Below are 11,587 nucleotides of genomic sequence, written 5' to 3'. Positions count from 1 at the left end.
GTCTCATCGCAAAGGGGGCAGACGGCAGGACCGCATCATCCATCAGCCGCTCGCGATCGCCGGCGGGCGGGATGGGTTTCGGCGACGTGGCGGCCGGTGGTCTTGGTCTGAACCGGACCAGCACCTCGCGCCCGTCGGCGGAAGCCTGCATGCGCTCCAGCTCGTCGCGCTCTCGCACCGCCTGTGCCCAGTGCTCGCCATCGCGGCCATGTTGGCGCCCGGACGCTTCCCAAAGTGCATAGGCCCTCTTGGCGATCCATTCGTTCCTGTCGTGGCGGCTCATGGCTGCGCACCCCTGTCAGTGTAACGAGGCTGCTTCGGAAGATTGCGTCTCGCCGAGCATTTCAAGAAGATGGTTGCGAGCGCGGCTCACCCGGCTCTTGATGGTGCCCACTTGGCAGTCGCAGATCGCGGCCGCTTCTTCGTAGCTTGTCCCGTTCACCACGAGCAGCAGTGCATGGCGGTGCGATGCTCCGAGCTTGTCGATCGCTGCCTGCACGTCACGGGCTCTCAGCGACCATTCCTGCGTTGATTTGACCGGTATTGGATAGTCGGTCAGGTCGCCGACGCAACCGACCGGTTCGCGCTTGCGGCGTTTGTAGCTGCTGCAATACGTATTGCGCATGATCGTAAAGAGCCAGGATTTCAGGCTCGTGCCGTCCTGGAACTGCTCGATATGACAAAGCGCCTTGGAGACCGTCTCTTGAACGAGATCGTCGGCGTCGCTTTCAACACGCTCGAAACGCCTCGCAAAGGCTTTGAGAGCTGGAAGAAGCGAGATAATTTCTGCCTGAGCGCTGCAAGGTTGTGCAACGGAGACTGTTGGCATGGTGTCCTCCTTCTACGGAGGAATTAATGCCCTCGCACTCGGTGGGGTTCCCGATAAACTTCATAGGTCCGCAATCGTACAATGGGGCCGTCTGAGCCCGAAGTTTCAGGCAGTCTCTTTACGCACATGCCTCAAGACTCAGCATACTGTGGGGTCGCTCAAGTCGCTCGTATATGGTCTTGTCACGCTTCAAAACGCCATGATCGAAGATGCGGTGTTGAGAAACACAGTTGCGCCGTTGAAATCTTGAACCTTGAGGCACTTGCTCCATCATTCGAATTTATCAGGAGCGTTGAAACCTGTAGCGGTCAAACCGTTAGCACGGTCTTGCATGGGAGATCATCCATGAAGAAGATCATCATTGTCGTCCTTCTTCTCATCCTTGTTGCAGGCGGGTGGATATTCGTCTTTGAGCGTGAATCCGCCACCGTCCCGATCGAACAGGGCTACGGTCCCTCACCGACGCTGCCCGCGCCGAACCCGACGCTGATCCCGACAGTTAATGTCGCGGAAGCGGCGGGCTGGCCAGAAGGAGCCACACCAAAAGCCGCGGAGGGGCTGAAGGTGGAAGCCTTTGCAAGGGGCCTCGACCACCCGCGCTGGATCCAAGTCCTGCCGAACGGCGATGTCCTTGTTGCCGAAAGCAACAAGCCGCCAAAAGGTGAAGACGCCGGGTTCAGCATCCGCGGCTGGTTCGAAGGTCTGCTCATGAGCCGGGCCGGCGCCGAGGTCAAAAGTGCAAACCGCATCACACTGCTGCGCGATGCCGACAAGGACGGTGCAGCCGAGATGCGCACCGTCTTCCTGAAGGATCTCAATTCGCCCTTCGGCATGGCATATTCCAAGGACACGCTCTACGTCGCCAATACCGATGCGGTCATGGCTTTTCCCTATATGGAGGGTGAAACGGTGATCACCACGCCGGGCGCGAAAATTGCCGATCTACCAGCAGGCCCGATCAATCAGCACTGGACGAAGGACGTGATCGTGAGCCCTGACGGCACCAAGCTCTATGCCACCGTGGGCTCCAACAGCAATGTCGGGGAAAACGGCATGGATGCGGAAAAAAACCGTGCCTCGATCCTCGAAATCGATCTTGCGACAAAGGCTGTTCGCGTCTTCGCAAGCGGCTTACGCAATCCAAATGGTCTTGCCTGGCAGCCGCGGACGGGCGCACTTTGGGTGGCGGTCAACGAACGCGACGAGCTCGGAAGCGATCTCGTTCCCGACTATATGACCTCGGTGAAGGAAGGCGGCTTTTATGGCTGGCCCTACAGCTATTTCGGCCAGCATATCGATAGCCGGGCAAAGCCGCAAAACCCTGAAATGGTTGCGAGCGCCATCGTCCCCGATTATGCCCTTGGTCCGCATACCGCCTCGCTTGGCCTGACCTTCAACACGAGCAATCTGTTTGGTCCGGATTATGTCGGCGGTGCTTTCGTCGGCCAGCACGGCTCCTGGAACCGCAAGCCGCGCAGCGGCTACAAGGTGATTTTCGTGCCATTCGTCGATGGCAAGCCCTCTGGCCAGCCGCGCGATGTCTTGACGGGCTTTATCGGGGCGGACGACAAGGCCTTTGGCCGACCTGTCGGCGTCGCAATCGACATCAAGGGTGCCTTGCTTGTTGCCGATGACGTCGGCAACACGATATGGCGCGTCTCACCGGCTTCGGCACAGTGAGGGGGCCAGCGCGCAACCATACAAAAGCGCCGAGCAAAAATAGCCGAAGCAAGAAGCAAGCCTTGCTTTCATTGTTGGCGCTTTGCCCCTATTTTGAGGCATCGCTGTCAATATCATAGGCTTCTTTTGTTTCTGGAAATCATAATCGTTGTGCTGCTCACTATCTTGAACGGTGTGCTCGCAATGTCCGAACTTGCCGTCGTTTCATCACGTCCCGCCCGTTTGAGGGTCCTGGCCGATCATGGGAGCCGGGGGGCTGCCCAAGCCATCAAACTTGCCGAACATCCCGGCCGCTTTCTCTCGACCGTTCAGATCGGGATTACACTCGTCGGCGTTCTCTCGGGTGCCTTTTCGGGCGCCACGCTGGGCGGCCGTCTTTCGGCCTGGCTTAGCGCACAGGGCGTTTCCCCCGCCGTCTCCGATGCGCTTGGCGTCGGCACGGTGGTCGTTGCCATTACCTATCTTTCGCTCATTATCGGCGAACTGGTGCCGAAGCAGATTGCGCTTCGGGAACCTGAAGTGGTCGCGAGCAAGGTTGCTCCGGCCATGGCTCTGCTTTCCAAGCTTGCCTTGCCGCTCGTCTGGCTTCTCGACGCGTCCGGCAAGCTTGTGCTTACGCTTCTTGGTCAGTCCGGAAAAGGCAGCGATGGGGTGACCGACGAAGAGATCAAGACGGTGCTCGCCGAGGCGCAGAATGCCGGCGTGATCGAGAGCGAGGAATCCGCGATGATATCCGGCGTCATGCGCCTTGCCGACCGGACCGCGAGAGCCTTGATGACGCCTCGCCGCGACGTCGAAGTCGTCGACATCGAAGACAGCATCGAAGACATTCGCAAGCAGCTGCACCGAACGCACCGCTCGCGCCTGCCTGTGCGCCGTAACAGTTCTGACGAGGTGCTTGGCGTGCTCTTCGTGAAGGACTTTTACGATGCGCTCGACGCGCGTGGCCATGCAGACATCCAGTCGCTTGCCCATGAAGTTCCGGTGATCTCGGATCTTTCGACGGCAACGCATGTCATCCAGGCAATCCGCAAATCACCGGTCCACATGGTGCTTGTCTATGACGAATACGGCCACTTCGAGGGCATTGTCTCTTCCGGCGACATCATGGAAGCGATCATGGGAGCACTGCAGGAGGGACCTACTGACGAGCAGGCAATCGTTCGCCGCGGCGACGGTTCCTATCTTGTTTCCGGCTGGACGCCGATCGACGAATTCGCCGAATTCATGAACTTCAAGCTGGCGGATGACATTGGATTCCAGACCGTCGCCGGCCTTGTGCTGGAAGAGTTGAAACACCTGCCGGATCTCGGCGAAAGCTTCGTGAAGGATGGCTGGCGCTTCGAGGTCATCGATCTTGATGGCCGCCGCGTCGACAAGATCCTCCTCTCGCCGGAACCTGTAGAAGGTGAAGATCGGAGGGCTTAATCCGCCCGCTGCATGTGGAAATCTTTATCCGGCTTTCCAACCGTCTTCCGATTTGTCCAAAACGCAGCTACGTTCCTGCAATCCTGAATGCGGGAATTGGGCTCGATGAAGCAGATGCACAGCCTGATCGCAAAGCCTGTCGCGATCGCTATCGTGCTGTTTGCCCGCGCGATCACGGCTGTGCGGGCGATCTGGGCGAATGACGGTTTGCCGCCCCGGCGCTGCATCTATTTTGCCAACCATTCGAGCCATGGCGATTTCATTCTGATCTGGACGGTCCTGCCGCCGCGTCTGCGCGGGCAAGCAAGGCCTGTGGCCGGGGCAGACTACTGGCTGAGATCGCCGCTCACCACGTTCATTGGCCGCGAAGTCTTCAATGCCGTGCTGATCGAGCGCGACCGTGAAAGGCGCACGCAGGATCCGGTCGAGCAGATGGCGGCGGCAATCGATGCCGGCTCGTCGCTGATCCTGTTTCCGGAAGGCACGCGCAACCAGACGGACGAGCCGCTTTTGCCTTTCAAGAGCGGCCTCTTCCATCTTGCCGCAGTGCGCCCGGGGATCGATCTCGTGCCGGTCTGGATCAACAATCTCAATCGCGTCATGCCAAAAGGCGAGATCGTGCCGATTCCTCTGATCTGCACGGTAACCTTCGGCAGTCCGATACGGCTTGAACCCGGCGAGACCAAGGACGGCTTCCTGGCAAGGGCAAGGGCCGCCTTGATTTCCCTTTCTCCAAAACATTCAGGCGGCAGCGAATGAACGACGCGCGGTCCGATCTTATTACGCTCGTGCTCGGCATTTTCGCCGTGCTGATCTTTGCCTCACTGGTTGGCTATGTCCTGCATCGGCGTCTTTCGCCGGATGGCTCCAATAGCGCCGTCGAGAACCTGAATGCGCGCATCAAGGCCTGGTGGATCATGGTGATCTTCATCGGCGTCGCGTTTCTGGCGGGTCGTGCCGGTGTCATCATTCTCTTCGCCTTCTGCTCCTTTGCGGCACTTCGAGAATTCATCACGCTGACAAACACGAAGCGGGCTGATCACTGGGCGCTCGCCTCGGCCTTCTTCGTGGTGCTTCCCATTCAGTATTATTTGCTGTGGGCTGAAGAATACGGGATCTATTCGATCTTCGTACCGGTTTACGCGTTTTTGCTGATGCCGATCATTTCCGTGCTCCGGGGCGATACCGAACGGTTCCTCATCCGCATTGCCGAAGTGCAATGGGCCCTGATGATCTGCGTCTTCTGCGCTTCGCACGTGCCGGCGCTGCTGACGTTGAACATTCCCGGCTATGAGGACCGCAACGTTCTTCTCATCGCATTTCTGGTCATCGTCGTGCAGCTCAGCGACGTCTTGCAGTATGTCTGGGGCAAGCTTTTCGGGCGAACGAAGATCGCCCCGAAACTCTCGCCGTCGAAAACCGTTGAGGGCTTTGCGGGCGGTGTCGCCAGTGCGACTTTGATCGGGGCGTCGCTCTGGTGGATCACACCGTTTACGCCCTTGCAGGCGGGCCTGCTTTCGCTGGTCATCACGCTGATGGGCTTCTTCGGCGGTCTGGTGATGTCGGCAATCAAGCGCGACCGGGGCGTCAAGGATTGGGGCAATCTGATCGAGGGTCACGGCGGACTGATCGACCGGCTCGATTCCGTGGTGTTTTCGGCGCCGATCTTCTTTCATCTTGTCCGCTACTGGTGGTCGCTGACATGAGTGGTTGGGTCGCACGGCTTGGACGCAGCAGCACCGTTCATGTGACCTTCGCCTTTCTCGCGATGGGAGGCTGGGCGCTGTTTGCCAATCGCGTCCATCCGCTGCCGCGCATGCTGCTTGCCGGCGTCGTTCAGGGCGCGCTGTCTGCCTGCCTCACCTTGTTCTTGAAATCGGCGGTCGAAACATTTTCGAAGCGCTTCAAAGGCTCTGCCGCATTCGTTGCGCCGCCTCTCATCGCCTGCCTCGGTTCTGCAAGCATTCTCATCGCCATCCACGCACTCGCCGCAACACCCGAAATATTGAGGACCGTTGCGGTGCCGCTTGCCGTCTCCACCAGCTATGCGGCGATTTACAACTATTCTCTTTTGACCGGGAAAGGTAAGTGATGACGAACACTGAAGATCGCCGGCCGTTGAACAGCCGGAACAGCTGGTGGGCAAAGGCGATCGCGCAGAAGATCGCGGCGAGATCCGTCACGCCGAACCAGATATCGCAGGCAAGCATCGCCGCCGCCTTCATCGCCGGTCTCCTGTTCTTTGTCGCCGGACGCGACGCCGGCTATTCGCGTATGGTCCTTCTCGCTCTTGCGGCGCTTTTTTGCCAGGTGAGGCTTCTCTGCAATCTCTTTGACGGCATGGTGGCGGTCGAAGGAGGCAAGGCAGAAGCCGACGGGCCGTTCTGGAACGAATTTCCAGATCGCGCCGCCGACATCCTGATTTTTGCCGGCATCGGTCTCGGTATCGGCCATCCCGGCCTTGGCTGGGCGGCTGCAGCATTCGCAGTGCTGACCGCCTATGTGCGCGAGCTTGGCCGGGCGACGGGCCACGGCAGTGATTTTTCAGGCCCGATGGCCAAGCAGCACCGCATGGCGATCGTCACCATGGCTGCTGTCATTTCGATCGGCGAACCTTACTGGGATCTGCAAAACCATGTCCTTTGGCTCGGGCTTTGGATCGTGCTTCTCGGTGCCGCCGCAACCGCAGTCCGACGCAGCTTGCGCTTGATCCGGTCCATGAAAACTCCGCTCTGACAACGGCTGTGCCGTGGGCGGCAGTTGCTGCGGCTTTAAATTGTCATCCGTACAATTCCACTCTTGCGGCGTGCCAGGGGCTCCTTCATCACTAGGCGATCGAGCCGGAGATCCGTCATGCCCGAACTTGCAAGTCTGCTTGCCTTTGGCCTTATCGCTCTCGGCATGGTGCTGACGCCCGGGCCGAACATGATCTATCTCGTATCGCGCTCGATATGCCAGGGACCGGCGGCCGGATTGATCTCGCTTGGCGGTGTGGCACTCGGTTTCGTCTTCTACATGCTATCGGCAGCGCTCGGGATTACGGCATTGGTCTTCGCCGTGCCACTCGCTTATGATGCGCTTCGGTTGGCAGGCGCCGCCTATCTTGCCTGGCTTGCCTGGAATGCGTTAAGGCCCGGCGGCCGCTCGGCCTTTCACATTCGCGACCTTCCGCGAGATACCAATCGCGAGCTCTTCGCCATGGGCTTCGTCACCAGCTTGCTCAACCCGAAGATCGCCATGCTTTATCTCTCACTGCTGCCGCAATTCGTGAACCCGGAGGTCGGCAGCGTCTTTGTGCAATCGATCGCGTTCGGCTTTACGCAGATCGCGATCAGCGTCAGCGTCAACGCACTCATCGCCCTTTCTGCCGGGTCCATCGCGCTTTTTCTCGGCGAACGGCCGGTCTGGATGCGGGCGCAGCGCATGCTGATGGCAACCGTCCTTGGAGGACTTGCCGTTCGCATGGCGCTTGAATCGCGCCGCTGATACGCTTTAAGCTTCACCCTGACCTTGACATCGGTGCTGTTAAAGCGGAAGCCGCGCTCGGCTGCCTCGCGGTGTCGTATCAAGGAATGTCAGGATGAAACGCAGTGCCGTTGCCGTCAGTTCGAACGTGATCTTGACGGGCGTCTTGTTGATGCTGCTCGGCGATTTCCTTTTTGCGCTCAACGATGCGATGGGCAAATGGCTGGTTGCGAGTTTCGCCGTCGGCCAGGTGCTGGTGATCCGCTCGGTCGGCGCCTTCATCGTGCTCGGTCCGATGATCATCCGGCAAGGGACGCGGCAGCTCTTCAATGTCGAGCAAAAGGGGCAGCAGGTGATGCGCGTCATCATGACGACCTGCGATGTCAGCCTGTTTTATGCGGCCGTCGCCTATCTGCCGCTTGCCGATGTCATGACCTTCTATATGGCGGGGCCTATCTATGTCGCCGCGCTTTCGCACTTTTTCCTCGGCGAGAAGATCGGCTGGCGCCGCTGGCTTGCGGTTTTCATCGGCTTTGCCGGTGTCGTCGTAGCGCTCCGTCCATCATCTGCGATGCTGTCCTTGCCATCTCTTTTCGGTCTGACGGGCAGTCTCGCCTTCGCGCTGACGCTGGTGATGAACCGCTCCTTGCGTGCGACAAGCGACACCACGCTCGTCACCTGGCAGACGATCGCTGCTCTCATTGCCGGGATCGTTCTCAGTATCGGCCATTGGCGTCAGGCGACGCTTCTCGACTACTCAGGCATGCTGCTTCTGGGCGTCGTCGCCTCCTGCGCCCACCTGCTGATTACCCGATCGCTGAAGCTTGCGCCCGCATCGCTGCTGGCGCCGCTGCAATACACGCTGCTCATATGGGCGATCGTGCTTGGCATGATCTTTTTCGATGATGTACCCGATATGCAGATCCTCATCGGCGCGGCGATCATCGTCGTTGCAGGACTTTTCATCTTCCACCGGAAAAACCTCAGGGACACGATCACGCCGGACGCGGTTGCGCCGGACGGACATTGAGCGTTCAGTCGAAGGATTGTCCCGGCAGGGTCAGTCGGTTTTGATCCGCAGGCCTGTTTCATCGAACAGATGCCAATGGCCCGGGCGGGGTGCGATGTTGAGGACATCGCCGCGCGCGACCCGGCTCTGGCCCTGCTGGTGCACCAGGATCGGCTCGCCGTTTGGAAGGGTGCAATGCAGGTAGCTGTTGGCCCCGTGCTGTTCGGCAACGGCGACCTCGGCTGGCCAGCCGCTTTCACCGACCAGGAAATCTTCGGGCCGCACACCGAGTGTTGCTTTCCGTCCGGCTGCAAGCCCGGCTTCAAGGGGCAATTCCAAAGGCGGCAATCCGGCGCACTCGAAGGCGAGCGTCCCGTTGGTCGAAGTGCCGATTGTCCCTTCGATGAGGTTCATGCGCGGCGAGCCGATGAAGCCGGCAACGAACGTGTTGTGCGGGCGATTATAAAGATCAAGCGGCGCACCGACCTGCTCGATGACGCCCTTGCGAAGGACGACGATCTTATCTGCCATCGTCATCGCCTCGATCTGGTCATGCGTCACATAGATCATCGTATTGCCGAGCCGCTCGTGCAGCTTGGTAATCTCGACACGCATCAGCACCCGCAGTTCCGCATCGAGGTTGGAAAGCGGCTCGTCGAAGAGGAATATCTTCGGATCGCGGGTGATGGCGCGACCGATTGCGACGCGCTGGCGCTGACCGCCGGACAACTGGCGGGGGCGCCGGTCGAGCAGCGTGTCGATCTGCAAAAGCTTGCCGGCTGCTTCAACGCGGCGATCGATCTCGTCTTTCGGCATCCGGATATTCTCAAGTCCGAAGCTCAGATTCTGGCGAACGGTCATGTGGGGATAAAGAGCGTAGGACTGGAAGACCATGGCGACGCCGCGATCGGCCGCCGGTGTGTCGATGACGGTTTCGCCGTTAATGCGGATGTCGCCGCCCGTTGCCTCTTCGAGCCCGGCAATCATTCTAAGCAGCGTCGACTTTCCGCAGCCGGACGGGCCGACGAAGACGACGAATTCGCCATCCTTGATATCGAGATTGATATCGGGGATCACCTGCAGCGTGCCGAAGGATTTGTTGACATTTTCAAGTACGAGGTTTGCCATGAACGAAACTCACTTGATGCCCGTGGATGCGATGCCGGTGGTGATGTAACGCTGCAGAAAGATAAAGGCGCAGGCAAGCGGCAGCGCCGTTAGGGTCGTCATGGCGAGCATCAGATCGTAACGGACCTCGAACTCGCTCTGGAAAGAGTTGAGCGCCAGCTGCAGCGTATAGACCTCGCGGCGATTGAGGACGATCAAGGGCAGCAGGAAGTCGTTCCAGCGCGACAGGATCGAGAAGATCGCCACAACGGCAAGCGCCGGGCTGGAAAGCGGCAGGACGATCCTAAAGAAGATGCGCCACTCGCTCGCATGATCCATGCGCGCTGCTTCGATCAGTTCGTCAGGGATCGTCAGCATGTATTGGCGTAGCAGGAAGACGCCGGTCGGCGTCGCGACGGTCGGCAGGATGACACCCCAGAGATTTCCGACAAGGCCGAGCTCGGCAACGATGAGGTAAGTCGGCACGAGAACCACGGTGGCCGGGATCATCAGCGTCGACAGGATCGAGATCAAGGCGACGCTGCTGCCTGCGAAACGGTACTTCGAAAGCGCAAAGGCAGCCATGGAATTCATCACCAGCGTGATAATGGTCGCAACAGTGGTGATGAACAGGCTGTTATAGACATAGCGGCCCATCGCCTGGCCGGAACTTGCGACCAGGTTGGTGTAGTTCTCGGTCGCAAGCCGCACCTTGCGGACAGGGACGGCATCGGTCACGGCAACGGTGACACGGCCGGCGCCAGGGTTGTCGGGATTGATCATCTGCGCATTCCTGCCGACACGGCGGATCTGCGCAAGCCGCGCCTTCGTGCCGTCCTTCAAGGTTACGTCGAAGAGCGGCAGCGGCTGGTCGAAACCTTCAACCACGGCTGTTTCGCTGGAATAGGGCAGAATGCTCGGCGGAAATTCCTGCAGATTGGCTTGCGTCTTGAAAGAAGACAGGACCACCCAGGCAACCGGCGTGAACATGATGAGCAGTCCAAGGACGAGGAAGCCATAGGTGAGCCAATCGGTAACGTCGAGCCTGTTGCGCCCGCGCCGGGCAAAGAGCAGACCGCGCATGGGAGCTCCGGATTTGGACAGGGCAACGTCAGCCATGTTGCGAATTCCTCGACAGGCGCAGCTGCAGGCCGGTGAAGATCAAGAGCACGACGCCGAGCAGCAGCGAGGCCGCGGCCGCGAGACCGAAATTGCGAGGCTGCACGGCGAAACCGACCTCGTAGATATATTGGACGATCAGCATCGTCGCAGATCCGGGGCCGCCGCCTGTCAGCACGTAGAGCTCATCGAAGGTCTGGACCGAGCGGATGACGCAGAGGACGAAGACGACGAGCAGGACGGGCTTTAGAAGCGGCAGCGTGATGCGCGTGAAGACCCGCCAGTTGGTGGCGGAGTCCATCTTGGCAGCTTCGTAGACATCGCGCGGGATCGACTGCAGACCGGCAAGCAGAATGATCGTGTAAAAGCCCATATGCGCCCAGACGGTGACGAAGACCGACCAGAAGAAGGCGGTATTTGGAAATACCAGCCAGTTGACGGGCGAAAGTCCGAGCCAGGTTAGGATGCCGTTCAACGCGCCGTTGCGCTGCAGGATCCACTGCCAGGTCAACGCCACGACGACAGGCGAAAGCATGACGGGAAAGAAGAAGACAGCGCGAAAGAAGCCGCGGCCGCGGATCTCGCGGTTGAGGCAGACAGCGGCAAGCAGCGCGACGCCGATCATGCAGATCACCTGGATCGGCACGAAGACGAGACTATTGCCGAGCGCCCGCCAGAAGAGATCGCTCGAGCAGGTGGATGCGTCGAGGTAGTTGGTGCAGTCGAACAGCGTTTCGTAATTGACAGATCCGATGAAGGGTCGCTCGCTCGGATAAAGACGGTCGCTGCCGGTGACCGAATAGAAGACGTTGATTGCGACCGGAAGGAGCGAGAAAAACAAAACGGCGAGGAGGTTCGGCAGAAGAAAGACCCACGGCATGCGCCGGATGCCCAGGATCTTTTGCAGGCCCGTCATCAAAGGCTCGGCGAGCCTTGCCGGCAGGAGGATG

General features: G+C 59.6%; 12 protein-coding genes and 1 pseudogene. 8 read left to right on the top strand and 5 right to left on the bottom strand.

From position 1 onward, the window contains the following. Window positions 1-97 precede the first annotated feature (97 nt). A pseudogene (locus tag QA644_RS33260) lies at window positions 98-283 on the bottom strand (DUF2934 domain-containing protein); the annotation flags it as partial. 15 nt (window positions 284-298) lie between these two features. Further along, window positions 299-829: a sigma-70 family RNA polymerase sigma factor gene (locus tag QA644_RS33255; RefSeq protein WP_283073228.1), complete on the bottom strand. Its 531-nt coding sequence runs from the start codon at window positions 827-829 to the stop codon at window positions 299-301. 345 nt (window positions 830-1,174) lie between these two features. Between QA644_RS33255 and QA644_RS33250 the strand changes: the two genes are divergently transcribed. The 8 genes from QA644_RS33250 (at window position 1,175) to QA644_RS33215 (ending at window position 8,432) form a co-directional block, all read left to right on the top strand. Then, window positions 1,175-2,509, top strand: coding sequence for a sorbosone dehydrogenase family protein (locus QA644_RS33250; RefSeq protein WP_283073227.1), 1,335 nt, complete (start codon window positions 1,175-1,177; stop codon window positions 2,507-2,509). A gap of 126 nt (window positions 2,510-2,635) precedes the next feature. Further along, window positions 2,636-3,937, top strand: a complete 1,302-nt coding sequence (locus QA644_RS33245; protein WP_283073226.1) for a hemolysin family protein — start codon at window positions 2,636-2,638, stop codon at window positions 3,935-3,937. Between the two features lie 114 nt (window positions 3,938-4,051). Then, window positions 4,052-4,696, top strand: a complete 645-nt coding sequence (locus tag QA644_RS33240) for a lysophospholipid acyltransferase family protein (protein ID WP_239603471.1) — start codon at window positions 4,052-4,054, stop codon at window positions 4,694-4,696. Further along, entirely contained in the window at window positions 4,693-5,643 is a 951-nt protein-coding gene (locus QA644_RS33235; protein WP_022713030.1) for a phosphatidate cytidylyltransferase, read from the top strand. The genes QA644_RS33240 and QA644_RS33235 overlap by 4 nt, the downstream gene beginning before the upstream one ends. Continuing rightward, the gene (locus QA644_RS33230) at window positions 5,640-6,029 is read left to right on the top strand and encodes a hypothetical protein (protein WP_074072942.1); all 390 of its coding nucleotides are present in this window, start codon (window positions 5,640-5,642) and stop codon (window positions 6,027-6,029) included. Before QA644_RS33235 ends, QA644_RS33230 begins: the two co-directional genes overlap by 4 nt. Continuing rightward, on the top strand, window positions 6,029-6,673 hold the full coding sequence (locus tag QA644_RS33225) for a CDP-alcohol phosphatidyltransferase family protein (RefSeq protein WP_283073225.1): 645 nt from the start codon (window positions 6,029-6,031) through the stop codon (window positions 6,671-6,673). Before QA644_RS33230 ends, QA644_RS33225 begins: the two co-directional genes overlap by 1 nt. 117 nt (window positions 6,674-6,790) lie before the next feature. Further along, the gene (locus tag QA644_RS33220; protein ID WP_283073224.1) at window positions 6,791-7,423 is read left to right on the top strand and encodes a LysE family translocator; all 633 of its coding nucleotides are present in this window, start codon (window positions 6,791-6,793) and stop codon (window positions 7,421-7,423) included. Between the two features lie 94 nt (window positions 7,424-7,517). Then, the gene (locus QA644_RS33215; RefSeq protein ID WP_283073223.1) at window positions 7,518-8,432 is read left to right on the top strand and encodes a DMT family transporter; all 915 of its coding nucleotides are present in this window, start codon (window positions 7,518-7,520) and stop codon (window positions 8,430-8,432) included. A 30-nt stretch (window positions 8,433-8,462) separates the two neighbouring features. On the opposite strand, the gene ugpC is transcribed toward QA644_RS33215, so the two are convergent. The 3 genes from ugpC to QA644_RS33200 are packed head-to-tail and all read right to left on the bottom strand — an operon-like array spanning window position 8,463 to window position 11,553. Further along, the gene (gene ugpC / locus QA644_RS33210; RefSeq protein ID WP_194731817.1) at window positions 8,463-9,539 is read right to left on the bottom strand and encodes a sn-glycerol-3-phosphate ABC transporter ATP-binding protein UgpC; all 1,077 of its coding nucleotides are present in this window, start codon (window positions 9,537-9,539) and stop codon (window positions 8,463-8,465) included. A gap of 9 nt (window positions 9,540-9,548) precedes the next feature. Beyond that, window positions 9,549-10,637 carry a carbohydrate ABC transporter permease gene (locus QA644_RS33205; RefSeq protein WP_283073222.1) on the bottom strand — a complete coding sequence of 363 codons (1,089 nt, stop codon included), beginning with the start codon at window positions 10,635-10,637 and terminating at the stop codon, window positions 9,549-9,551. Continuing rightward, window positions 10,630-11,553: a sugar ABC transporter permease gene (locus QA644_RS33200; protein ID WP_092588209.1), complete on the bottom strand. Its 924-nt coding sequence runs from the start codon at window positions 11,551-11,553 to the stop codon at window positions 10,630-10,632. Before QA644_RS33200 ends, QA644_RS33205 begins: the two co-directional genes overlap by 8 nt. Window positions 11,554-11,587: the final 34 nt, after the last annotated feature.

Origin of the sequence: Rhizobium sp. CC1099, assembly GCF_029714385.1 — a bacterium.
In the GTDB taxonomy this organism is placed as follows: Bacteria; Pseudomonadota; Alphaproteobacteria; order Rhizobiales; family Rhizobiaceae; genus Rhizobium.
Note: the sequence above shows the minus strand (reverse complement) of the source record. Positions and strands in the feature narration are given on the sequence as shown.